Genomic DNA, 22,803 nt, shown 5'->3' on the forward strand with positions numbered 1-22,803 from the left:
GTCAAACAGCGCCGCACGCTTACACGTGCAGCAGCAGGTGCCTGCGTTCCCACGAGCTGATCACGCGGAAGAACGCTTCGTATTCGGTTTCCTTCAACGCCAGATAGGCCTTCACGAACTTGTCGCCGAGGATGCCGGCAAGCGGCTCGCACGCGGCCATCAGCGAGATGCCTTCCTCGAGGTTGCGCGGCAGTTGGTACGGCAGGTCGTAGCCGTCGGATGCGATCGGCTCGGTCGGCGCGAGCTGTTGCGTGATGCCGAGATAGCCGGCGGCGAGCGTCGCCGCGAACGCGAGGTACGGGTTGCAGTCGACACCCGGAATCCGGTTCTCGATGCGTCGCGCGACGGGGCTCGACTGCGGAATGCGAAAGCCCACCGTGCGGTTGTCGTACCCCCACTGCACGTTGATCGGCGCGGCCATGAAGCGCGACAGGCGGCGATACGAATTGATGTAAGGCGCGAAGATCGGCATCAGCGCCGGGGTGTACTTCTGCAGCCCCGCGAGATAGCTGTGAAACAGCGGCGACACGGCCCCGCCTTCGTCGGCGAACAGGTTGCGGCCTGTTCGCGCATCGGCGAGACTCTGATGGATGTGCATCGCGGAGCCCGGCTCGCCCTCCATCGGCTTGGCCATGAACGTCGCATACATGTTGTGGCGCAGCGCGGCCTCGCGCACGGTGCGCTTGAACAGGAACACCTGGTCGGCCAGCGACAGCGCATCGCCATGCACGAAGTTGATCTCCATCTGCGCGGCGCCGACTTCGTGAATCAGCGTCTCGATATCGAGGCCCTGCATTTCGCAGTACTCGTAGATGTCCTCGAACAGCGGATCGAACTCGTTGACGGCCTCGATCGAATACGACTGGCGGCCCGTTTCCGCCCGTCCCGTGCGGCCGACGGGCGGACGCAGCGGCAAGTCGGGATCGGCGTTCATGTCGACCAGATAGAACTCCAGCTCGGGTGCGACGACGGGCGTCCAGCCCTTCGCCTTGTACAGGTCGAGCACGCGGCGCAGCACGTAGCGCGGCGAGATCTCGACCGGCGAGCCGTCGAAGTGCACGCAGTCGTGGATCACCTGCGCGGTCGGGTCGACGGCCCACGGGATCAGGCAGATCGTCGACGGATCGGGCACGCACACCATGTCGGGGTCGGTCACGCCGGTGAGCGACCCGTCTTCCGGATAGTCGCCGGTGACGGTCTGCACCATGACGGCCTGCGGCAGGCGCATCGACTCGCCGGATTCGAACTTGTTGCGCGGAATGATCTTGCCGCGCGCGATGCCGGCCATGTCGGGAATGATCGCCTCGACTTCGGTAATGCGGTGCTGACGCAGGAATTCGCTCAGTTCGGGTTGCATGATCGGTCTCGTTAGTCGATATCGATGTCGGATGCGGCCGGCGACGGTGTCGCGCCGCCGGCCGCATGAAGGCGGTGCGTCATCCGCGCGCGGCACGCCGCGCCGAATGCCGCGAAGATGTCGCGCGACAGCGGCTGCTCCGCGTAGCGCCATTCGGGATGCCACTGCACGCCCAGCGCGAACGCACGCGCGCCGCGCACGCTGACGGCCTCGACCAGCCCGTCGGGCGCGCTCGCTTCGACGGCAAGCCCTGCGCCCAGGCGCGCGATGCCCTGGTCGTGCAGCGAATTGACCGTCGCCTCGCGCGCGCCGCGCGCGATCCGCTGCAGCAGGCCGTCCGGCGCGAGCCGCACGACGTGCGCGGGACCGTACTGCCGTTCGAGCGGATCGGCCGGCCGTTCGCGATGGTCGTCGAAGCCGGTCGTCGCATGCAGCCGCTGATGCAGCGTGCCGCCATACGCGACGTTCAGTTCCTGCATGCCGCGGCAGATCGCGAGCACGGGTACGCCCGCGTCGATCGCCGCACGGATCAGCGGCAACGCGGTCGCATCGCGCGCCGGATCGTGCAGCGTATCGGGCGCGCTCGCGGCGCCGCCGTAATGATGCGGCTCGACGTTCGAATAGCTGCCGGTCAACAGCAGCCCGTCGACCGCCGCGACGATTGCCTCGGCCGGCTGCCGCGCGCCGAGCGCGGGCAGCACGAACGCCAGCGCGCCGGCGCCGTCGACGAGCGCGGTGAGGTACTTCTCGCCCGCCGCGTGGTTCGGATGGGCGCCGCGCAGGATGCGGTCGGCGGTGACGGCTACGATCGGTCGCGCACGCATCGGCGTCTCTCCGGTAATCGTGCACGACACGCTCGTGCGCGCAACGACGCAGGTTCACGGGTACGCCGCACGCGCGTGCAATCGCGCCGCGCCAGCGCAGGCACAGACGCGGTCCCGCCGCGCGGACGGTGCGGCAACAGGCGGTACGGCCCGGGACGGGAGCGGAAAGGGACGCTAGGGCAACAACGACGCGCTGCCGTCGCACTGCACCGCGCTGAACAGGTGCGCGGTCACGAGATTGAAGCGGCGCGGGCCGCGATGGGAAATGGCGAAGAAACGAGGCTCGCGTAACGGGGCGGCGCGCGTGCCGCGATCAGCATGCCGGTTCGGCCCGGCCTGAGGCGGCGCGCCCGCCGACGGACTTCGCGTCCGGCGTATCGAAGGGCTGGCGGCTTTCACGATCGTACTCGACTGACTGATGGAGGCAGGACACGTGTCGCAATGCCGCGTGGCGACACGTCAGCAAGATGTCTCGCGCGCATTCCGGCGCAGGCCGGCCATCGTCGAGGGCCTCGCCGCCGGTGCGCGCATGACGACTTCCTGACATTCAGCTTATATCACCTAAAAATTGCGTCAACTTTTCAGGGGGCGATGACGACACCGATCAGATGAAAAAAACGGCATCGATCCGCGCGATCGATGCCGTTTTGTGCATTGCATCGGCTTGCCGGCTACGGGCCGGCGGGGCAGGACGTGCCCTCGCGCCGCGCCGCCGCATCGTGGCGGCTCGTGCTCAGCGATGCGCGAGCGCGGTTTCGACGAGCGTCCGCAGCAGCGGCACGATCCGCGCGGCACGCGCTTCGTCGTACGCGTACGGACGCGTCTCTTCCATGTAGGTGATCTGCGACAGTTCGAGCTGCACGGCCTCGACGCCGGTCTCGGGCATGCCATAGTGACGCGTGATGTAGCCGCCCTTGAAGCGCCCGTTCGCGACGGCCGTGTAGCCGCCGTACGCGAGCACGCGCGCAGCCAGCGCCTCCGCGAGACCGGGCGCCGCGCTTGCGCCGCTCGACGTGCCGAAATTGAAGTCCGGCAGGCGGCCGTCGAAGAAACGCGGCACGTGCGAGCGAATCGAATGCGCTTCCCACACGAGCACGCGGCCGTGTTCGCCCTTCAGGCGCGCGATCTCGCGTTGCAGCGCGTCGTGATACGGCACCCAGTAACGGTCGCGGCGACGCATGATCTCGTCGTTGCCGGGCAGCGCGTTCGCCGGATACAGCGGCGCCTTGTCGAACGTATCGACCGGCACGAGCCCCGTCGTGTCCTGCCCCGGATACAGGTTCTCGTTGTCGGGCGGACGGTTCAGGTCGACGACGTAACGCGCGTGCGACGGCACGAGGATCGATGCGCCGAGTTCGGCCGCGAAGCCGTACAGCCGCTCGAGATGCCAGTCGCAATCGTCGACGAAGCGCGCGTCGGGCGTCATCGTCGCGGCGATGTCGTCGGGAATGTGCGTGCCCGCGTGCGGAATCGAGATCAGCAGCGGCAGCGTGCCCTGCTTCAGCGTGAATACAGCCGGTTGTTCAGTCATGTCGCCTCACCGTAAGAGTCTGCCGGCGCGCGCATGCGGCGCGCCGGTTGCCGCGCGTCAGCGCAGCAATTGCGCCAGCGCGGCGCGGTAGTCGGCATACGCGGCGGCTTCGTCGCGATGGCGGCGGCCGCTCACGACGCGCTCGCCGCCCGTATAGACGTCGAGCACCGGCGTCTCGCCGTGCTCGGCGAACACGATGCCCGACAGCCAGGCCGCGCTGCCGTGTTCGGCGATCGCCGGATGGTCGGGATCGAGCACGAGCCAGTCGGCGCGACTGCCTGCGCGCAGCGCGCCGATGCGCCGCCCGCTCGCCTGCGCGCCGCCCGCGAGCGACGCGTCGAACAGGCGATCGGCGACGTGCGCCTGCGATTCGCTCGCCAGCACGTTGCGCGCGCGATGCACGAGCCGCTGCCCGTATTCGAGCAGGCGCAGCTCCGAGCGCCACTCGACCGATGCGTGGCTGTCCGAGCCGACGCCGATCACGCCGCCTTGCGCGAGATAGTCGACGGCAGGGAACACGCCGTCGCCGAGGTTCGCTTCGGTCGTCAGGCACAGCCCGGCGACCGCGCGACGCTTCGCGAGCGCCGCCGTCTCGGCCGCATCGACGTGGGTCGCGTGCACGAGGCACCAGCGCGCATCGACGTCGAAGCGATCGAGCAGCCATTGCACGGGGCGTGCGCCGTAGGCGCGCACGCAGTCGTCGACTTCGGCCGTCTGCTCGGCGATGTGGATATGCACCGGCGCATCGTCGGGCAACCCGTCGAGCAGCGCACGCAGCCCGTTCTCGGACACCGCGCGCAGCGAATGCGGCGCGACGCCGTAGCGCAGCCCGCCATGCTCGGGCGCCGCGCGACGCATCGCGTCGAGCAGTTCGAGCACGCCTTCGGGCGTGTTGATGAAGCGGCGCTGGTCGTCGCGCGGCGGCTTGTTGCCGAAGCCGGCGAACTGGTACGACACGGGCAGCATCGTGATGCCGATGCCGGCCGAGCGCGCGGCGTCGACCACGCGCGTGCCGAGCTCCGCGATCCGCGGATAGCGCGAGCCGTCCTGCGCGTGATGCACGTAGTGGAATTCGCACACCGACGTGTAGCCGCACTTGAGCATCTCGACGTACAGCCAGCGTGCAATCGCCGCGAGCGCGTCGGGCGTGATCTTCAGCGCGAAGCGGTACATCAGGTCGCGCCAGCTCCAGAAGCTGTCGGCGGGATTCGCGCGGTATTCGGTGAGCCCCGCCATCGCGCGCTGGAATGCGTGCGAATGCAGGTTCGGCATGCCGGGCAGCACCGGCCCGGCCGCGCGCGCGACGCCCGCCGGGGCGTCGGTGTCGGGCGTCACGTCGGTCAGCGTGCCGGCCGCGTCCCAGCGCAGCAGCACGTTGCGGCGCCAGCCATCGGGCAGGTAGGCATGGTCCGCGAACAACATCGTGTCGGTCATTGCGAGTCCTCATCGACCGGATCCAGCACGCAAGCGTGTCGTCCGGCCCGGTACCGCGGCCGGCAGGCGCGAGCGCATCGCGCCCGCCCCTGCGTCGCGGCGATCGACCGGAGGGCGCGCTGGCGCGCCGGGCCCGGTCCCATGCAAGGCGTCGGCCGGGCCCGGTCCGTCACGACCCGGCCCGGCCGACGTGAAACTTATCCGTTCATCCGGCGAAACACGGTCGTGCCGCCGCGGACGACCTGCTCGCACAGCGGCCGGCCGATCCAGTACGCGAGCTCGGCCAGCGAGCCGACCGACCACGCGGCGAAGTCGGCCTGTCGACCGACTTCGAGCGCGCCGTGACGATCCGCGCGGCCGAGCGCCGCGGCCGCATGGCGCGTGACGCCCTGCAGCACCTCGGGCACAGTCATGCGGAACAGCGTGCAGCCCATGTTCAGCGTCAGCAGCAGCGATTCGAGCGGCGACGTGCCGGGGTTGTGATCGGTCGCGAGCGCGATCGGCACGCCGTGCTTGCGCAGCAGCTCGATCGGCGGCAGTTGCGTTTCGCGGATGAAGTAGTACGCGCCGGGCAGCAGCACGGCGACCGTGCCGGCCGCCTTCATCGCCTCGATGCCCGCTTCGTCGAGAAATTCGAGGTGATCGGCGGACAGCGCACGGTAGCGCGCGGCGAGCGCCGTGCCGCCCGCATTCGACAGTTGCTCCGCATGCAGCTTCACCGGCAGCCCGCGCCGCGTCGCGGCCTCGAACACGCGCTCGGTCTGCGCGAGCGAAAAGCCGATGCGTTCGCAGAACACGTCGACCGCGTCGACGAGCCCTTCGTCGGCCAGCGTCGGCAGCATCCGGTCGCACACTTCGTCGATGTACGCATCCGCGCGGCCCGCATATTCGGGCGGCAGCGCATGCGCGCCGAGGAAGGTCGTGTAGACGCTGACCGGGAAGCGCTCGCCGAGCTGGCGCGCGACGCGCAGCATCTTGCGCTCGCTCGCGAGGTCCAGCCCGTAGCCGGATTTGATCTCGATCGCGGTCACGCCTTCGGCGAGCAGCGGCTGCAGGCGCGCGGCAGCCTGCACGAACAGCGTCGTCTCGTCGGCCGCGCGCGTCGCGCGCACCGTCGACACGATTCCGCCGCCCTGCCGCGCGATTTCCTCGTAGCTGACGCCCGCGAGGCGCTGCGCGAATTCGTCGGCACGCGTGCCGCCGTACACGAGGTGCGTATGGCAGTCGACGAGGCCCGGCGTCACCCACGCGCCGTGCAGGTCCTCGCGCCGCCAGTGCGCGTAACCGTGCGGCAGCGCGGACAGCGCGCCGAGCCACGCGATCGTGCCGGTTTCGTCGACGGCGATCGCCGCGTCGTCGATCGTCTCGTCGGGATGGCCGTGCGGACACAGCCTCAGGTGATGCCAGACAGTCGGTTTCATGCGTTCAGTCTCGTTCGCCGACGGCAAGCGTGACGGCGAGCAGCGCGCCGCTTCCGCTCACGACGACGTCAAACGCACGCGGCGGCCCGTCGAGCCGCAACGTGTCCATGTCTTCCAGCGCGTAGTGCATGCCGTCGATGTCGACGCCGACCGCACCGGCCGCGCAGAACAGCAGCACGGTATCGGCCGGCGCAAGACGGTGCGCGCCCGCGCGCCACACGTCGAGCGCGCCACGCGCGGCGCAACGGCGCGTCATCAGGTTGAAGTCGCGCGTCGCGCCGTCGTGCAGCGTCGCATCGATCGCCGTCTCGCCCGCGAAATCCGCGCGGGCCAGCGGCGCGTCGAGCACGTGCCGCGCGCCGCCCGCTTCGGCGAGCGTCATGCCCGCGCCGGACAGCAGCACGAGCGTGCGGTCGACGCCGTCGAAACGCGAGAACGGCCCGGCCGTGGCGACGTCCGCGACGCTCACGCGCCACGCGAACGCATCGAGTGCCGCGCCGGGCGGGAACGCGCCGATTTCGCGCGTCACGCCGCCGCCGTTCTTCCACGGCGACGCAACGAGATCCGCCGCGCGGATCACCACGACGGCCGGTGTTGCGTTCGCCGGCGCCTGATCGAGCGCCGTCATGCTCAGCGGCCGAGCATCGGCAGCTTGAGGCCGGCTTCGCGAGCCGTCTGCTGCGCGAGTTCGTAGCCGGCATCCGCATGGCGCATCACGCCCGTCGCCGGATCGTTCAGCAGCACGCGACCGAGACGCTCGTGCGCGTCGGCCGTGCCATCGGCGACGATCACGACGCCCGAGTGCTGCGAGAAGCCCATGCCGACGCCGCCGCCATGGTGCAGCGACACCCACGATGCGCCGCCTGCCGTGTTCAGCAGCGCGTTCAGCAGCGGCCAGTCGCTGACGGCGTCCGAGCCGTCCTTCATCGATTCCGTCTCGCGGTTCGGGCTCGCGACCGAACCGGTGTCGAGGTGGTCGCGGCCGATCACGATCGGCGCCTTCAGCTCGCCATTCTTCACCATCTCGTTGAACGCCTGGCCGAGGCGATAGCGATCCTTCACGCCGACCCAGCAGATCCGTGCAGGCAGGCCCTGGAACGCGATGCGCTCACGCGCCATGTCGAGCCAGTTGTGCAGGTGCGGATCGTCGGGGATCAGCTCCTTCACCTTCTGGTCGGTCTTGTAGATGTCTTCCGGATCGCCGGACAGCGCGACCCAGCGGAACGGGCCCTTGCCTTCGCAGAACAGCGGCCGGATGTACGCCGGCACGAAGCCCGGGAAGTCGAATGCGTTCTCGACGCCCATTTCCAGCGCCATCTGGCGGATGTTGTTGCCGTAGTCGAGCGTCGCCGCGCCGCGTTCCTGCAGCGCGAGCATCGCGCGCACCTGGACGGCCATCGACTGCTTCGCGACCTTCACGATGCTCTGCGGATCGACCTTTTGCGCTTCGCGCCATTGCGCGACGGTCCAGCCTTGCGGCAGGTAGCCGTTGATCGGGTCGTGCGCGCTCGTCTGGTCGGTCACGCAGTCCGGCGTGATGCCGCGCGTGACGAGTTCCGCGAACACGTCGGCCGCGTTGCCGAGCAGGCCGACCGACACCGGCTTGCCGTTGCGCTTCGCTTCGTCGATCATGCCGAGCGCCTCGTCGAGCGTCGTCGCCTTCTTGTCGACGTAGCGCGTCTTCAGGCGGAAGTCGATGCGCGTCTCGTCGCATTCGACCGCGATCATCGAGAAGCCGGCCATCGTCGCGGCGAGCGGCTGCGCGCCGCCCATCCCGCCCAGGCCGCCCGTCAGGATCCAGCGGCCCGACGGATCGCCGTTGAAGTGCTGGTTCGCGACCGAGAAGAAGGTTTCATAGGTGCCCTGCACGATGCCCTGGCTGCCGATGTAGATCCAGCTGCCGGCCGTCATCTGGCCGTACATCATCAGGCCCTTGCGGTCGAGCTCGTGGAAGTGATCCCAGTTCGCCCAGTGCGGCACGAGGTTCGAGTTCGCGAGCAGCACGCGCGGCGCATCCTTGTGCGTGCGGAACACGCCGACCGGCTTGCCCGATTGAATCAGCAGCGTTTCGTTTTCCTCGAGATCCTTCAGTGACGCCAGGATCTGGTCGTAGCATTCCCAGTTGCGCGCCGCGCGGCCGATGCCGCCGTACACGACGAGCGCGTGCGGATGCTCGGCGACTTCCGGGTCGAGGTTGTTCTGGATCATCCGGTAGGCCGCTTCGGCCAGCCAGGTCTTGCACGTCTTCTCGCTGCCGCGCGGCGCGCGGATCGTGCGCGTCGGATCGAGACGGGGATCGATGTGTTTCGGATGGTTCATGACGACTGCTCCCGAGGGAAATTGAGATCAATAAGGAATCAGAAATGCCCGGTGAAGCGATAACGGCTGCCGGGATGCCACAGATTCGCCACCGAGGCGACGACGCCCTGCGACCAGGTGCGCCGATGTAAAACGAGACACGGCTCGACGTCGTCCATCCGCAGCTGCTCGCGCCGCTCCGGCGCCGGGGCCGCCGCTTCGATCCGGTACTCGACGCGCTGCAGCGGCGCCGCGCGCATCAGGTACAGGTTCGGCGTCGTGTTCGTGAAATCCTGCTCGGCGTAACCCGGCGCGACCGCCGGATTCACCCATCGTTCTTCGAGCTGCACGGGCTCGTCGTTCTCGAAGTGCAGCACCTGCGAATGAAACAGCTTCGTGCGTACGGCCACCTGCATCTCGTCGGCGAGGGCCTCGTCGGCGCGGATCGTGTCGAGGCCGAGCACACTGGCGCGGTATGCATGCCCGCGCGCGCCGACTTCCTCGGAGATGCTGCGGATCGCCACCAGCGTCGACTCGTACTTCGGCCGCGCGACGTAGGTGCCCGCGCCCTTCATGCGCGTGAGCACCTGCTCGGCCGTCAACTCGCGCAATGCGCGGTTGACGGTCATGCGCGCCACCTTGAACTCGCGCGCCAGCTCGTTCTCGGACGGCACCTGGTCGCCCTCCTCCCACTCGCCGGCGTGAATGCGGGCCAGGATGAAATCCTTGATCTCCTGGTAGACCGGCGCGCTCATCGGCTTACTGTTCCGATGCGAACGAGAACGGCGCGACCTTCGCGAACGCACGCTCGCCGACGAGCTTTGCGATCGCCGCGATGTCCGGCGCGAAGTAGTGGTCGAGTTCGTAGTGCGCGACCTGGCTGCGAATCGTCTCCATCACCGGCGCGAGCTTCGGGCTCGTGTGGTACGGCGCACGCAGGTCGACGCCTTGCGCGGCGGCCAACAGCTCGATCGCGAGGATGTGCTTCGTGTTGTCCGCGATGTCGGCGAGCTTGCGCGCGGCGAACGTCGCCATCGACACGTGGTCTTCCTGGTTCGCGGAGGTCGGCAGCGAGTCGACCGACGCCGGGTGCGCGAGCGTCTTGTTTTCCGATGCGAGTGCGGCCGCCGTCACGTGCGCGATCATGAAGCCGGAGTTCACGCCGCCGTCCTTCACGAGGAACGGGGGCAGGCCCGACAGCGTCGCGTCGATCAGGAGCGCGATGCGGCGTTCGGCCAGCGCGCCGATTTCCGCTGCGGCGAGCGCGAGGTTGTCGGCGGCGAACGCGACCGGCTCCGCGTGGAAGTTGCCGCCCGACAGCACTTCGCCGGTGTCCGGGAAGATCAGCGGGTTGTCCGACACGGCGTTCGCTTCGACGAGCAGCACGTCGGCCGCGTGGCGCATCTGGTCCAGGCACGCGCCCATCACCTGCGGCTGGCAGCGCAGGCTGTACGGATCCTGCACCTTGTCGCAGTCGCGATGCGACTGGTTGATCGGCGAGCCTTCGAGCAGTTCGCGGTACGACGCGGCCGCATCGATCTGGCCTTGGTGGCCGCGCAGTTCGTGGATGCGCGCGTCGAACGGCTTCACCGAGCCGGCCGCCGCGTCGACCGACAGCGCGCCGGCGACGAGCGCGGTGCGGTACAGGTCTTCGATCGTGAACATGTTGTCGAGCGCGAGCGCGGTCGACGCCTGCGTGCCGTTCAACAGCGCGAGGCCTTCCTTCGCTTGCAGCGTCAGCGGCGCGAGGCCCGCGACGCGCAGACCGTCGAGCGCGCTCGCGCGCTCGCCGCGGATGAACACTTCGCCGACGCCGAGCAGCACGGCCGACATGTGCGCGAGCGGCGCGAGGTCGCCCGACGCGCCGACCGAGCCCTTCACCGGGATCAGCGGCAGCACGTCGGCGTTGAACAGCGTGATCAGCGCGTCCATCACTTCACGACGGATGCCCGAGTGGCCGCGGCCGAGGCTCGACAGCTTCAGCGCCATCAGCAGGCGCACCGACGAACGCGCCATCGGCTCGCCGACGCCGACCGCGTGCGACAGCACGAGGTTCTTCTGCAGCAGTTCGAGCTGGTCGTGCGGGATGTGGGTGCTCGCCAGGCGGCCGAAGCCCGTGTTGATGCCGTAGGCCGGCTCGCCCTTCGCGGCGATGTCGGCGACGGCCTTCGCGCCGGCGTCGATCTTCGCGAAGCTGGCCGGGTCGAGCTTCAGTTGCACGGATTCACGTGCGATCCGGCGCAGTTGCGGGAGCGTCAGGTGGCCGGGGGTCAACGTAATCATGTGAGCAATCCTGTCTAGACAAGTTCGGAATGGATTGAAGTGTAGCCATCCACACTTGTCTAGACAACCCGTTTTTCATTATTCCGACTCGGGAGTTTCCCTGATGCCCGGCAGGCCCGCCGGGCCGGTCGCCGCGATCCGACTCTTAACATCTGTTGCGGTTATTTTATTTTTGGCAACATACGAATCATCACTCGCCACGGAGACCGTCATGCCCTTCCCGTCACGATTCGCCGCCCGCCTCGGCTTCCCCCTGCTCGTCGCCGCGTGCGCGCTCGCGCACGGTGCGTCCTTCGCGGCGGAGCCGCTGTCCGGCACGCTCGACAAGATCCGCCAGGCCAACCTGATTTCGATCGGCCATCGCGAAACGTCGGTGCCGTTCTCCTATGTCGATGCCAGCGGCAAGGTCGTCGGTTTCTCGCAGGACCTGTGCGACCGCGTGATCGCCGCGGTGAAGGCGCGCACCGGCAAGCCCGACCTGCAGGTGCGCTTCATTCCGGTCACGTCGCAGAACCGCATTCCGCTCGTGCAGAACGGCACCGTCGATCTCGAATGCGGCGTGACCACCAACCTCGCCGCGCGCCATGCGCAGGTCGCGTTCTCGACCACCTTCTTCGTCGCGACGACGCGCCTGCTCACGCGCACGAGTTCGGGTATCCGCGACTTCCCCGATCTCGCCGGCAAGACGGTCGTGACGAACCAGGGCACGACGTCCGAACGCCTGCTGCGCAAGATGAACGAAGAAAGGAAGATGGGCATGCAGATCATCGGCGCGAAGGACTACGGCGAAGGACGCCTCACGCTCGAATCCGGCCGCGCGGCCGCGTACATGATGGACGACGTGCTGCTCGCGGGCGTGCGCCAGCTCGCCGCGAAACCGGCCGACTGGCGGATCGTCGGCACGCCGCAATCGTCGGAAGCGTACGGGTTCATGCTGCGCAAGGACGATCCGCAATTCAAGGCGCTCGTCGACGGCGTGCTCGTGCAGTTGATGAAAAGCGGCGAGATCGACGCGCTGTACGACAAGTGGTTCTTGAAGCCGGTGCCGCCGAAGGGGCTGTCGTTCGACTTCCCGATGAGCGACGTGATCAAGGCGCGCTATGCGGCGCCGAACGACGCGCCGCTCGAGTGAGCGCCGCGCGTCGACACCGGCTTACGCGCGCGTCCACGCGACGCACGCCGCGTAGCCGGGCGCCGCGTCGAGCCACGCCGCATCGAACGCCGCGACGCCGGCGGCGGGCGCGGCCGGCTCGACGATCGTCGTCGCGGGCGTCGCCGCGTCGCGCGGCGGCACGACCGCGAACGCGCGCAGCCCGCCGACGATGCCGGTGCCGAGCGCCTTGAGCAGCGCCTCCTTCGCGGACCACACGCGCATGAATTCACCCTCGCGCGCGCCGGGCGGCAGGCCGTCGAGATACGCGATCTCGGCGGGCGCGCACACTTCGCGCGTCAGCGCACGCCAGTCGGTCGCGCGGTTGCAGCCCTCGATATCGACGCCGACGCGGCCTGCCGGCGCCCACGCGAGCAGCGCGTGTTCGCCCGCGTGCGACACGTTGAAGTCGAGCGACGCGCGATGCGCAGGGTCCAGCGACGGCCGCCCCGCCGCGTCGACGACGATCGCGACCGCGCGCGGCGCGATGCCGAGCGCCGCGCCGAGCACGTCGCGCAGCGCGGCGCGCGTCGCGGCGCTGCGCACCGCATCCTCGTGCCGCAGGAAGCGCGCGGCGCGGGCGCGCTCGTCATCGCTCAGCGCCGCATACGCGGCCGACACGAGCGGCACGCGCCAATCGAAATCGACGCGCGCGATCCGCACGCCGGCGCGCGCCGCGGCGGGCGGCACGTCGAGCGCATGCATGCGCCATGCGCGGGGCGTTTCAACGGAAGAGGCGGAATCGGACGGAATGGACATCGGCGCGCGGCAGTCGGTGCGGTAAAGCGAAACGTCCGATGTTAATCGATCGCGCCGGCCTGCGGCCGCTGCGGCACGATCGGGCATTGAACGGGGCTGCGGGATGCGTGCGCGGATGCGCGGTCACCCGTTCGCGGCGATGCCGGGCAAGCCGCTCCCCGTCAGCCGCCCGCGCGACGCCGGGTGCAGCGCGTGCACGACGCCCGGCGCATCGGCCGGCAGCACGCCGTGTTGCAGCCAGTACAGCGCGACGGGCCACAGCGTGTCGGTGAAGCGGCTGTGGAAAAACGCGAAATGGCCGATCGCGTCGACGCCGATGTCGGCCGGCGCGATCCGCAGATGCGTGACGTTGCTGCCCGTGTAATAGCCGGCCAGCCGCTCGATCGCGTCGACCGTGCCGAACGCGTCGTCGTCGATGCCTATCGCGAGCATCGGCGCCGACAGCCCCGCGAAGCGCGCCGGCAACGCGGTGCGACTCGTGGCGCTGTCGTCGAGCACGCTGCCGATGTAGCCATCCTCGAAACGCGGCTGCGAGCGCGCCCACGACAGTGCGACGCCGCGCGGCGTGTCCTCCATCCAGCCGAGCCGCTTCGCGGGCACGTAGCCGAACACGGCCGCGAGCGCGGGCATCGCGACGTGCCACTTCCACCACATCCGGCGTCGCTCGGCCGGCAGGTAATCGCGCCAGTACGCATACTGCGCGCCGACGGTAACCACATGCCGCGCGTGCACGTTCGATGCCGCGAGGCCGAGCACGCAGCCGCCGATGCTGTGCGCGACCACGTCGAGCGGCTGCCCCGGAAACGCGTCGCGCGCGTAGTGCAGCGCGGCTTCGCAATCGAGCCGCCCCCAGTCGAGCCAGTTCGCGTGCAGCTTGGCGAGCCGCGCCGGGCGCGACCCGCCGATGCCGCGATAGTCGTAGACGAGCACGTCGCGCCCTTGCGCGTACAGCCAGGCCGCGAAACGAAAGTAGTAGTCGCAGCGCACCGACGTCGCGCAATTGATGACCGTCACGGGCCGCACGGCGCCGCCGCCGCGATGGCGCCAGACATGGGCGCGCAGTTCGTAGCCGTCGGCTGCGCGCAGCGTCACGGGTTCGGGTGGCAACGCGTCGGCCGTGCGATTGGCCTGTGGCGCGCCGCTGTTCTCGTTCGAAATCGTCATCGTGTCTCCTGTCGACCAGAGTTGGCGCTTTAGCGCCTACTCTGGTCCCATGGCGTGGTTGGGTGGAGTTAGCGCTTCAGCGCTTACTCCAACCCCACGGCGGTCAACCCCAGTTAGCGCTTTAGCGCCTACTCGGGTCCCATGGCGTTGCTGGTTGGAGTCAGCGCTTCAACACTTGCTCAACGCCCCGCCCTCCGCAATCACCCCGCCTCCATTGAACTTGACGCGCGCCCCGTTCTCAACCAATCTTGCCGCTCCGTTCGCATGAGTCACACGCATGTCAACGCCACTCGTCCGTCTCCCGTCGCTCGATCTCGTCCGCGGTTTCGTCGCCGTCGGCCGCCGCATGAGCATCACGCTCGCCGCGCAGGACCTGTGCGTCACGCAGTCGGCGGTCAGCCGTCAGATCCATGCGCTCGAAGCGCATCTCGGCGTTGCGTTGCTGCAGCGCGGCTACCGGAAGATCGCGTTCACGCCGGAAGGCGAGCGACTGTTCCGCGTCGCCGATGCGGCGCTGCACGGCCTGCAGGACACCGTCGCGTCGCTCGCCGCCGGGCGCGAGCGCCAGCCGGTGACGATCACGGCCAGCATCGGCGTGACCGCACTGTGGCTGCTGCCGCGGCTCGGGCGGCTGCAGGCGCGCCTGCCCGAGGTCGACCTGCGCGTCGCCGCGAACGACAAGGTACTCGATTTGCGCGCCGAGGGCATCGACCTCGGCATCCGCTACTGCCCGCGCGAGCGCGCACCGGCCGGCGCACTGCGCCTGTTCGACGAGATCGTCGTGCCAGTCGCGCATCCCGCGCTCGCCGCGCGGCCGGTCACGAGCGCCGCCGCGATCGCCGATCACGTGCTGCTCGAATTCGACGGGCCGCCGCAACCGCAGTTGCAATGGCATGCGCATCTGCACGCGGCCGGGCTCGGCGACGCGCGCCCGAAAGGCGTGCTGCGCTTCAACCAGTACGACCAGGTGATCCAGGCCGCGATCGCGGGCCAGGGCATCGCGCTCGGGCGGCTCGCGCTCGTCGCGCCAATGCTCGCCGACGGCCGGCTGGCGGCGCTCGGGCCGCACACGCGGACGCCGCCGCCAACGTACGGCTACTGGCTGTTTCAGCACGATCCGGCCCCGCGCCGCGAAGTCGTCGACGTGCGCGACTGGATGCTCGCCGAAGCAGCCGAATGCGATGCGGCGATGCACGCGCACGATACGGCCTCGACCTGAACCCGCAGCTGGGCGGCTGCGCATGACCGCAGGCTCACGCCGCCCCCTTCACATTCGCGCCACGCATGCCAACCTGACCGAATGATCGCTTGAGCGACGGCAGCCGCGCTCGTCTAATCGGATCGAGCGCGGCCGTTTCGCCGCGCGCCTTCATCCGGAGACACGCATGACCCCGATCGAGCAGGAAGTCCGGCGCCGCTGGCTGCCCGTGCTGGCAGGCGGCCTGATCATGGGCGCCGCGCTCGGCATCCGCCACGTGCAGGGCCTGTTCCTCGCGCCCGTGTCGCTCGACCACGGCTGGTCGCGCGAGGCGTTCGGGCTCGCGCTGGCGTTGCAGAACCTGATCTGGGGCGTCGCGCAGCCGTTCACCGGGATGGTGGCCGACCGCTTCGGCTCGGTGCGCGTGATCGTCGCCGGCATGCTGCTATACGCGGCCGGGCTCGTCACGATGGCGCATGCGGCCACGACCGGCCTGTTCACGGTCGGCGCCGGGCTCGTGATCGGCGTCGCGCTGTCGGGCTCGGCGTTCGCGTCGATCTACGGCGCGCTGAGCCGGCTGTTCCAGCCCGACCGGCGCGGCTGGGCGCTCGGTGTCGCCGGCGCGGTCGGGGGGCTCGGCCAGTTCTGCATGGTGCCCGTCGCGCACGAGCTGATCGGCGGCATCGGCTGGCGGCACGCGTTCATCGCGCTGGCGCTCGTCGCCGCGCTGCTCGCGCCGCTCGCCGTGCTGCTGCGCGACCGGCCCGCGCAGGCGGCCGCCGCCGCCGGCTCCGACCAGTCGATCGGCGAAGCCGTGCGCGAGGCGTTCGCGCATCGCGGCTTCTGGCTGCTGAATGCGGGCTTCTTTGCGTGCGGCTTCCAGCTCGCGTTCATCGCGACGCACCTGCCCGCGTACCTGCTCGACCACGGGCTGCCGGCGCGCCACGCGAGCGTCGCGCTCGCGCTGATCGCGCTGACGAACGTGGCCGGCACCTACGCGTGCGGCCATCTCGGCGGGCTGCTGCGGCGCAAGTACGTACTGTCGGTGCTGTACCTCGTGCGCGCGCTCGCGATGGCCGCGTTCGTCGCCGCACCGCTGTCGCCCGCCAGCGTCTACGTGTTCGCGGCCGTGATGGGTTTCACATGGCTCGGCACGGTGCCGCTGACGAACGGCGTGATCTCGCAGGTGTTCGGCGTGCGCTACATCGCGACGCTGTTCGGCTTCGTGTTCTTCGGGCACCAGCTCGGCAGTTTCTTCGGTGTATGGCTCGGCGCGCTCGTGTACGACGCGACGCACTCGTACCTGCCGCTGTGGATCGGCTCGATCGCGCTCGGCGTGCTCGCGGCGCTGCTGCACTTGCCGATCGACGACGCGCGCGTTGCACGCCCGGGATCGGGCACTGCGGCATGGGCATGATTCGCGCGGCGCTGGCCGCCGGCATGCTCGCGTTCGTCGCGTGGTGCGGCGCGGCCTACTTCGATTCGGGCGTCGCGTACGCGCTGCTCGAGCACGTCGCGTTCTGCAATTGATGCGGCAAACCTCGGCGCATGGTCAGCGACGCTTCGGCAACGCGGCCAGCGCATCGAGCGCACGGGCGCGCGCGGCCGCATGCTCGACGAGCGGCGCCGGATAGTCGACGCCGAGCCGCACGCCGGCCGCGTCGAGTTCCAGCGGCGACGCTTCCCACGGCGCATGGATCGACGTGTTGTCGAGGCCGGCAAGCTCGGGCACCCAGCGCCGCACGTACGCGCCGTCCGGGTCGAACTTCCGGCCCTGCGCGACCGGATTGAAAATGCGGAAATACGGCGCCGCGTCGGCGCCGCAGCCGGCCACCCATTGCCAGCTCGCCGCGTTGTTCGCGGGATCCGCATCGACCAGCGTGTCCCGGAACCACACTTCACCCGCGCGCCAGTCGATCAGCAGATGCTTGATCAGGAACGACGCGACGACCATTCGAACGCGGTTGTGCATCCAGCCGGTCGTCCACAGCTCGCGCAGGCCCGCGTCGACGAGCGGGTAGCCGGTCCGGCCGCGCTGCCACGCACGCAACGCGGCGGGATCGTCGCGCCACGGCATCGCATCGAATTGCGCGCGGAAGTTGTCGGTCGCGAGCGCCGGGAAGTGATACAGCAGCATGTAGCTGAATTCGCGCCAGCCGAGCTCGCTCAGGAATTTGTCGGCGTGCATCGCATACGCCGCGCCGCCCGCGTTCGCGGCGCCCTGCACCGCATGCCACACCTGTCGCGGCGATACGTTGCCGAAGCGCAGGAACGGCGACAGCCGGCTCGTCGCGGGGCGGTCGGGTCGATCGCGCGCGTCCGCATAGCCGGCGAGCGAGGTCGTCAGAAACGTGTCGAGCTGCGCGTGCGCGCCGGCTTCGTCGGGCGCCGGCCACGCCTCGCGCAGGCCGCCGGCCCAGTCCGGCGCATGCGGACGCAATGCGAGCGCATCGAGCGACAGCGCGCGCTCGCGCACGGCCTTCGGCCACGGATGGAACGCGATCCGCTCGGGCGCCGGCAGCGGCGCGGCCACCGTGCGCTCGCGGCGCGCCGCGCGCCAGTAAGCGGTGAACACCTGGTACGGGCCGCCGCTGCCCGTCAGCACCTCCCAGGGCTCGTTCAGCAGGCTGCCGTTGCTGCTCTCGACCGTCACGCCCTGCGCCTTGAGCGACGCCTTCAACGCCGCATCGGCGTCGCGCTGCGGCTGCGCATAGCGGCGGTTCCAGTACACGGCCGCGGCGCCCGTGTCGCGAACGAGACGCTCGATTTCGCGCCGCGCGTCGCCGCGCAACAGCAGCAGGCGCCCGCCATGCCGCGCGAGCGCGGCGTCGAGCCCGGCCAGCGATCCGTGCAGCCACCAGCGCGCCGCGCCGCCGAGCGCGGGCCCGGCGCCCGTGTCCGTGCCGTCGACGAAGACGCAGACGAGCGGCCGGCCCGATTCGACCGCGCGCGTCAGTGCGGGCTGATCTGTCACGCGCAGATCGTCGCGGAACCATATGATCGCTGGGGCAACGGACGACTGGGCGGACACGGGCATCTCGATGACGAAAGGGACAGGAGATGCGTATTGTCGCGGCTGCGCTGCGCGGTGTCGACGCCGGCCGTTACGGCCAGCGCATCACGGCGACGCCGTGCGCGGCCGCACACGCGGCGCCGACCCGATGAAGCTTGCGGTGCCGGCCGCACGCACGTGATGTTTGCGAGGCTGTCGTACGTCGACCGGTTCGTGCGCCCGGCGCATCGCTGGCGCATTGCCCCGCGCATCGACGAACGCAGGAAAGCCTGCCGTGGCCACCTGTGCGGCCGGCTGGTCCGCTTCGCGATGCACGTGCCGCGCGATGGCCCGCCCGGCGCACGGCGCATCGATGTTGGATCAGTCGAGCCGGAACGCGGCCTCGAAGCGCTCGGCGAATGCGTCGAACTCGGCTTCCGGCAGATGGTTGATGCCGCCTGCGCACTTGCGCCCGCCGCCGGTCGCGAAGCCGCGGCAGAACTCGTCCGCACCGATCGGCCGGCCGTCGGGCACGCGTACGCTGACGACGAGCCCGCCGCCCGCGCGCGGCGACAGCACCGCGAGCGCCGCATGCGGCGCATTGCGCATCCGTTCGTTCGCGAGCATGCCGGTCGCGCGCCGCGCCCACGGATGATCGGGCATCCGGACCAGCGTCGCGCCCGGCACCTCACGCAGCGGCGCGAGCGCGCACGCGAGCGCCATGTCGTCGCGATAGCCGTCGCGCAGCGCGGCGAACACGGCCGTCTCGCGCACGAAATCGACTGGATCGGCCCACGGCAACATCGCATCCGCAAGCGCCGCCGGATCGAAATGCAGATCGCCGACGCATTCGCCGTATGCGTTGTAGTTCAGATAGCGCCCCAGCTCGGCGAGGGTGCAGCGCTCGGCTTCGTCGACCCCATGCTCGCGCGCGAGCGCATCGCCGAGCGCCGGCAGTTCGTCGCCATAAGCGGCGACGATGGCCCAGCGCACGTGCCGGCCGCCGAGATAGCGGTTCACGATCGCGCTCGTGCAGACGTCGGCCGCCGTGTCGATATGCGCGTGAAAGCGCGGATCGTCGGGCAGTTCGCCCGCGAAGTGATGGTCGAAATAGCGGACCGTCGCGCCTGCCCGCAGCAGCCGCGCGCAGGCATCGCGGTTCTGGTCGTGCGACACGTCGAGCACGGTGACGAGGTCGCCCGCGCGCGCGTCGATCCGCTCGAGCAGCGTGATGTCGCGCTTCACGCCGGTCACGAGCGTGCCGTGCACGCGTTCGGCGAGCCGCAGCTGCTGAAGCGCGCACAGCCCGTCCGCGTCGCCGTTGAACGCGAACACGTGCCGCGCGTACTGGTTGTCCTGCATGATCCGTTGCTCCATCGTCAAGGCATGAAATCGCGGCCGTTCTCGCGTGGCGAGCACGCCGAGTTCCGGCGCCAGATATTTTGCCGCAACCGCGAGCGCGCCTTTCGATACAGCGTAGTCGCGCTCCCGGTAAACGGCTTGCGGGTCGCCTGCGTGTCGATCGTCGCGATCACGCCGCTGCCGCTTCATCGGCGGCACGACTTCCTGTATGGGCACACCGTACGGAGCGCGTGAATATCGAACGTCGCCCCGTCGAGGCCGGTTTTCTCCGCCGGCGCCGGCCACACGCCGTGCGCTCACGCACCGCCTCGACCGCGAGCGTCGCGCCGAGTCCGGTCCGACCTTGAAGCAGCGGTCGGTGCAATGTTGCCTTATGTCATACGTCATCAGATGTGAAGAGGGGCGCTTTCCATCTCGAAATTTCGGTAATTTTTGATAAATTCCCGGGTAAACCCGCGACGTCTTCGAGGGCACTCCGGCGTACCATGTCATACGACGACATACTACATAACCGCTACCCAGACGCCGCCGCGGGCTGCCGCTCCGCCCGCCGACGCCCGACCGGAGACACCCTTGAACCCGCCCTCGTCCGCCCTGCCCGGCCGCGATCCGCTCGCGTCCGCCGTCTCGAAAGTGAAGTGGCACGTGCTGCCGCTCGTGCTGATCATGTTCATCGCGAACTACATCGACCGCGTGAACGTCGGCTTCGTCGATCGCCACCTCGAAGCGTCGATCGGCATCGGCGCGGCCGCGTACGGGCTCGGCGCCGGCCTGTTCTTCGTCGGCTACGCGCTGTTCGAAGTGCCGTCGAATCTGCTGATGCAGCGCTACGGCGCCCGCGTCTGGCTCGCGCGGATCATGGCGACCTGGGGCATCGTCGCGGCCGCGATGGCGTTCGTGTGGAACGACACGTCGTTCTACGCGCTGCGCTTCCTGCTCGGCGCGGCCGAGGCCGGCTTCTTCCCCGGCGTCGTGCTGTACCTGTCGCAATGGCTGCCGCCGCAGGAGCGCGGCAAGGCGATGGCGATCTTCCTCGGCGGCTCCGCGTTCGCGTCGGTGCTGTCCGGGCCCGTCACCGGCGCCCTGCTGTCGATCCGCGGCTTCGGCCTCGCAGGCTGGCAATGGATGTTCCTGATCGAAGGGCTGTTCTCGGTTGCGCTGTGCGGCGCGAGCTGGCTGCTGCTGAAATCGCACATCCGCGACGCGACGTGGCTCACGGCCGACGAACGCACCGCCCTCCAGAACGCGCTGGACGACGAGCGCGCGACGCGCGACGTCCGCTCGAACGTGCCGGTGCGCGCCACCGCGCTGCTGCGCGATCCGCAGATCGTGCTGTTCTGCTTCCTGTACTTCTCGATCCAGTTGACGATCTACGCGGCCACGTTCTGGCTGCCCACCATCATCCGCAAGATGGGCGGCCTCACCGATTTCCAGGTCGGCCTGTACAACACGATTCCGTGGATGATCGCGATCGGCGCGATGTACGGCTTCGCGGTGCTGTCGTCGAAGTGGAAGCATCCGCAGCGCTGGCTCGCGTTCGCGCTCGCGTTCGCGCTCGTGCTCGCCGCGTGCGGGCTGTTCGCGTCGACGTCGCCGAATCCGGTGTGGTCGTTCGCGTCGGTCTGCTTCGCCGCGCTCGGCTTCAAGGCGGCGGCGTCGCTGTTCTGGCCGATCCCGCAGGGCTATCTCGACACGCGCGTGGCCGCGGCCGTGATCGCGCTGATCAACTCGGTCGGCAACCTCGGCGGCTTCGTCGCGCCGACGGCCTTCGGCTATCTGAAGCAACATACGGGTTCGATCACGGGCGGGCTGTATGCGCTCGCGATCGCTTCGCTCGTCGCCGCGGTCGCCGCGCTGTTCGCGCGCACGCACCGGCGCAGCGATCCGCCGCGCGGCCGGCCGGCCGACGAATCCTTCACGCACGCCCCGATGCTCCGCCATGCCGAACACTGACCGCCTGACCGTCGTCGTCTCGAATGCCGTCGACGGCGACCTCGCCACGTTCTCCCTCGCCGGCGACGGCACGCTCGCGCCGCTCGCCCGCTATCCGGCGGCCGACGCCGCGATGCCGATCGCGGTGCAGGCCGACCGTACGCGGCTCTACGTCGCGACGCGCGGCGCGCAGCCGACGATCGTCGCGTTCCGCGTCGCCGCCGCCACGGGCGCGCTCGCACGCATCGGCACGACCGCGATCGATGCGAGCCATGCGTACCTGTCGCTCGATCAAAGCGGCCGCTGGCTGCTCGGCGCGTCGTACGGCGGGAATTCGCTGAGCGTCTACGACGCCGCGCGCGTGCGCGACGGCGACGGCACGCCGCTGCAGGTCGCCGGCGGCATCGCGAACGCGCATGCGGTGATCGTGTCGCCGGACAACCGCTTCGCGTACGTCAGCTCGCTCGGCTCGGACCGCGTGTTCGGTTTCGCGCTGGTCGAAGGCGCCACGGGCCTGCGCGCGGTCGAACACGGCGAAACGCGCGTGCCCGCCGGCTTCGGCCCGCGTCACCTGCGGTTCGCGGATGACGGCCGCACGCTGGTCGTCGTCAGCGAATTCCAGGCGACGCTCGCGACCTTCGCGCGCGACATCGACACCGGCCGGCTCGGCAACTCGCACGTCGGCACGCGCCACCCGGCGGTCGCCGCGCTCGCGCAAGGGCATGCGCGCCCGCCCGCCCCCACCGAGCCGTCCGTGTGGGCCGCCGATCTGCACCTGACGCCCGACGAGCGTTTCGCGTACGTCAGCGAGCGCACGTCGAGCCGGTTGCTCGGCTATCGCCGCAACGAAGATGGCGCGTTCGTGCCCACCCACGCGACGGCCACGGAGACGCAACCGCGCGGGTTCGCGATCGATCCGTCGGGGCGCTGGCTCGTCGCCTGCGGCGAACAGTCGGAACACGTCGCGGTGTATGCGATCGCGCCGGACGACGGCACGCTGTCGCTGCACGCGCGCGTGCCGGGCGGCCGCGGCGCGAACTGGATCGCGATCGTCTGAACGTCTGAAGGTTTGAAGAAGCATCCGCGCGCGCGGGAACC

The 22,803-nt window shown here is 69.7% G+C and carries 19 protein-coding genes; 6 read left to right on the plus strand and 13 right to left on the minus strand.

Annotated elements, in window-relative coordinates; all coding sequences use genetic code 11:
- Window positions 1-19: 19 nt before the first annotated feature.
- From CFB52_RS11135 to hutH, 9 genes are all read right to left on the minus strand, one after another.
- Entirely contained in the window at window positions 20-1,357 is a 1,338-nt protein-coding gene (locus CFB52_RS11135; RefSeq protein WP_099316577.1) for a glutamine synthetase family protein, read from the minus strand.
- 11 nt (window positions 1,358-1,368) lie between these two features.
- The gene (locus tag CFB52_RS11140) at window positions 1,369-2,181 is read right to left on the minus strand and encodes a gamma-glutamyl-gamma-aminobutyrate hydrolase family protein (protein ID WP_089465005.1); all 813 of its coding nucleotides are present in this window, start codon (window positions 2,179-2,181) and stop codon (window positions 1,369-1,371) included.
- Between the two features lie 733 nt (window positions 2,182-2,914).
- Window positions 2,915-3,712, minus strand: coding sequence for an N-formylglutamate deformylase (gene hutG / locus CFB52_RS11150; RefSeq protein WP_099316578.1), 798 nt, complete (start codon window positions 3,710-3,712; stop codon window positions 2,915-2,917).
- A gap of 57 nt (window positions 3,713-3,769) precedes the next feature.
- Window positions 3,770-5,146 (minus strand): formimidoylglutamate deiminase, encoded by a 1,377-nt coding sequence (locus CFB52_RS11155; protein WP_099316579.1) that lies wholly within the window; start codon window positions 5,144-5,146, stop codon window positions 3,770-3,772.
- A gap of 197 nt (window positions 5,147-5,343) precedes the next feature.
- Window positions 5,344-6,567 carry an imidazolonepropionase gene (gene hutI / locus CFB52_RS11160; RefSeq protein ID WP_059578324.1) on the minus strand — a complete coding sequence of 408 codons (1,224 nt, stop codon included), beginning with the start codon at window positions 6,565-6,567 and terminating at the stop codon, window positions 5,344-5,346.
- A 4-nt stretch (window positions 6,568-6,571) separates the two neighbouring features.
- Window positions 6,572-7,195 (minus strand): HutD family protein, encoded by a 624-nt coding sequence (locus tag CFB52_RS11165; RefSeq protein ID WP_099316580.1) that lies wholly within the window; start codon window positions 7,193-7,195, stop codon window positions 6,572-6,574.
- 2 nt (window positions 7,196-7,197) lie between these two features.
- The gene (gene hutU, locus CFB52_RS11170) at window positions 7,198-8,886 is read right to left on the minus strand and encodes a urocanate hydratase (protein WP_099316581.1); all 1,689 of its coding nucleotides are present in this window, start codon (window positions 8,884-8,886) and stop codon (window positions 7,198-7,200) included.
- Window positions 8,887-8,924: 38 nt separating this feature from the next.
- The gene (hutC, locus tag CFB52_RS11175) at window positions 8,925-9,620 is read right to left on the minus strand and encodes a histidine utilization repressor (protein ID WP_099316582.1); all 696 of its coding nucleotides are present in this window, start codon (window positions 9,618-9,620) and stop codon (window positions 8,925-8,927) included.
- Window positions 9,621-9,624: 4 nt separating this feature from the next.
- Window positions 9,625-11,148 carry a histidine ammonia-lyase gene (gene hutH / locus CFB52_RS11180; protein WP_059640055.1) on the minus strand — a complete coding sequence of 508 codons (1,524 nt, stop codon included), beginning with the start codon at window positions 11,146-11,148 and terminating at the stop codon, window positions 9,625-9,627.
- Window positions 11,149-11,359: 211 nt separating this feature from the next.
- Between hutH and CFB52_RS11185 the strand changes: the two genes are divergently transcribed.
- Window positions 11,360-12,280 carry a glutamate/aspartate ABC transporter substrate-binding protein gene (locus CFB52_RS11185; protein ID WP_099316583.1) on the plus strand — a complete coding sequence of 307 codons (921 nt, stop codon included), beginning with the start codon at window positions 11,360-11,362 and terminating at the stop codon, window positions 12,278-12,280.
- Between the two features lie 21 nt (window positions 12,281-12,301).
- Here CFB52_RS11185 and CFB52_RS11190 read toward each other — a convergent pair whose 3' ends face one another.
- Both CFB52_RS11190 and CFB52_RS11195 read right to left on the minus strand, forming a co-directional pair.
- A complete protein-coding gene (locus CFB52_RS11190; protein ID WP_099316584.1) occupies window positions 12,302-13,057 on the minus strand; it encodes a 4'-phosphopantetheinyl transferase superfamily protein in 756 nt (251 codons plus the stop codon).
- A gap of 123 nt (window positions 13,058-13,180) precedes the next feature.
- Window positions 13,181-14,221, minus strand: coding sequence for an alpha/beta fold hydrolase (locus CFB52_RS11195; RefSeq protein ID WP_060314151.1), 1,041 nt, complete (start codon window positions 14,219-14,221; stop codon window positions 13,181-13,183).
- Between the two features lie 277 nt (window positions 14,222-14,498).
- Here CFB52_RS11195 and CFB52_RS11200 point away from each other — a divergent pair, with 277 nt between their 5' ends.
- The 3 genes from CFB52_RS11200 to CFB52_RS35030 all read left to right on the plus strand — a co-directional run bounded on the left by CFB52_RS11200 (window position 14,499) and on the right by CFB52_RS35030 (window position 16,949).
- Window positions 14,499-15,440 carry a LysR substrate-binding domain-containing protein gene (locus CFB52_RS11200; protein ID WP_099316585.1) on the plus strand — a complete coding sequence of 314 codons (942 nt, stop codon included), beginning with the start codon at window positions 14,499-14,501 and terminating at the stop codon, window positions 15,438-15,440.
- Window positions 15,441-15,606: 166 nt separating this feature from the next.
- Entirely contained in the window at window positions 15,607-16,836 is a 1,230-nt protein-coding gene (locus tag CFB52_RS11205; RefSeq protein WP_099316586.1) for an MFS transporter, read from the plus strand.
- Complete coding sequence (locus tag CFB52_RS35030; protein WP_257220150.1) at window positions 16,827-16,949, plus strand: hypothetical protein; 123 nt, start codon at window positions 16,827-16,829, stop codon at window positions 16,947-16,949. Before CFB52_RS11205 ends, CFB52_RS35030 begins: the two co-directional genes overlap by 10 nt.
- A gap of 22 nt (window positions 16,950-16,971) precedes the next feature.
- Here the strand turns inward: CFB52_RS35030 and CFB52_RS11210 are convergent, their stop codons facing one another.
- Window positions 16,972-18,450, minus strand: coding sequence for a deoxyribodipyrimidine photo-lyase (locus CFB52_RS11210; protein WP_099316648.1), 1,479 nt, complete (start codon window positions 18,448-18,450; stop codon window positions 16,972-16,974).
- A 342-nt stretch (window positions 18,451-18,792) separates the two neighbouring features.
- Window positions 18,793-19,773, minus strand: coding sequence for an acetyltransferase (locus tag CFB52_RS11220; protein WP_099316649.1), 981 nt, complete (start codon window positions 19,771-19,773; stop codon window positions 18,793-18,795).
- A 573-nt stretch (window positions 19,774-20,346) separates the two neighbouring features.
- Between CFB52_RS11220 and CFB52_RS11230 the strand changes: the two genes are divergently transcribed.
- Entirely contained in the window at window positions 20,347-21,726 is a 1,380-nt protein-coding gene (locus CFB52_RS11230; RefSeq protein ID WP_099316588.1) for an MFS transporter, read from the plus strand.
- The gene (locus tag CFB52_RS11235) at window positions 21,713-22,762 is read left to right on the plus strand and encodes a beta-propeller fold lactonase family protein (RefSeq protein ID WP_099316589.1); all 1,050 of its coding nucleotides are present in this window, start codon (window positions 21,713-21,715) and stop codon (window positions 22,760-22,762) included. The genes CFB52_RS11230 and CFB52_RS11235 overlap by 14 nt, the downstream gene beginning before the upstream one ends.
- Window positions 22,763-22,803 lie beyond the last annotated feature (41 nt).

This window comes from Burkholderia sp. AU18528, from assembly GCF_002223215.2.
GTDB classification, from domain to species: Bacteria; Pseudomonadota; Gammaproteobacteria; order Burkholderiales; family Burkholderiaceae; genus Burkholderia; species Burkholderia semiarida.

Excerpts from the sequence above, each read along its gene's own strand:
- CFB52_RS11140 (WP_089465005.1), bottom strand. The coding sequence starts at position 2,181 with ATGCGTGCGCGACCGATCGTAGCCGTCACCGCCGACCGCATCCTGCGC.
- CFB52_RS11135 (WP_099316577.1), bottom strand. The coding sequence starts at position 1,357 with ATGCAACCCGAACTGAGCGAATTCCTGCGTCAGCACCGCATTACCGAA.
- CFB52_RS11200 (WP_099316585.1), top strand. The coding sequence starts at position 14,499 with ATGTCAACGCCACTCGTCCGTCTCCCGTCGCTCGATCTCGTCCGCGGT.
- CFB52_RS11205 (WP_099316586.1), top strand. The coding sequence starts at position 15,607 with ATGACCCCGATCGAGCAGGAAGTCCGGCGCCGCTGGCTGCCCGTGCTG.
- CFB52_RS11165 (WP_099316580.1), bottom strand. The coding sequence starts at position 7,195 with ATGACGGCGCTCGATCAGGCGCCGGCGAACGCAACACCGGCCGTCGTG.
- CFB52_RS11190 (WP_099316584.1), bottom strand. The coding sequence starts at position 13,057 with ATGTCCATTCCGTCCGATTCCGCCTCTTCCGTTGAAACGCCCCGCGCA.
- hutC (WP_099316582.1), bottom strand. The coding sequence starts at position 9,620 with ATGAGCGCGCCGGTCTACCAGGAGATCAAGGATTTCATCCTGGCCCGC.
- CFB52_RS11235 (WP_099316589.1), top strand. The coding sequence starts at position 21,713 with ATGCCGAACACTGACCGCCTGACCGTCGTCGTCTCGAATGCCGTCGAC.
- CFB52_RS35030 (WP_257220150.1), top strand. The coding sequence starts at position 16,827 with ATGGGCATGATTCGCGCGGCGCTGGCCGCCGGCATGCTCGCGTTCGTC.
- CFB52_RS11195 (WP_060314151.1), bottom strand. The coding sequence starts at position 14,221 with ATGACGATTTCGAACGAGAACAGCGGCGCGCCACAGGCCAATCGCACG.
- hutU (WP_099316581.1), bottom strand. The coding sequence starts at position 8,886 with ATGAACCATCCGAAACACATCGATCCCCGTCTCGATCCGACGCGCACG.
- CFB52_RS11185 (WP_099316583.1), top strand. The coding sequence starts at position 11,360 with ATGCCCTTCCCGTCACGATTCGCCGCCCGCCTCGGCTTCCCCCTGCTC.
- CFB52_RS11220 (WP_099316649.1), bottom strand. The coding sequence starts at position 19,773 with ATGCAGGACAACCAGTACGCGCGGCACGTGTTCGCGTTCAACGGCGAC.
- hutI (WP_059578324.1), bottom strand. The coding sequence starts at position 6,567 with ATGAAACCGACTGTCTGGCATCACCTGAGGCTGTGTCCGCACGGCCAT.
- hutG (WP_099316578.1), bottom strand. The coding sequence starts at position 3,712 with ATGACTGAACAACCGGCTGTATTCACGCTGAAGCAGGGCACGCTGCCG.
- hutH (WP_059640055.1), bottom strand. The coding sequence starts at position 11,148 with ATGATTACGTTGACCCCCGGCCACCTGACGCTCCCGCAACTGCGCCGG.
- CFB52_RS11155 (WP_099316579.1), bottom strand. The coding sequence starts at position 5,146 with ATGACCGACACGATGTTGTTCGCGGACCATGCCTACCTGCCCGATGGC.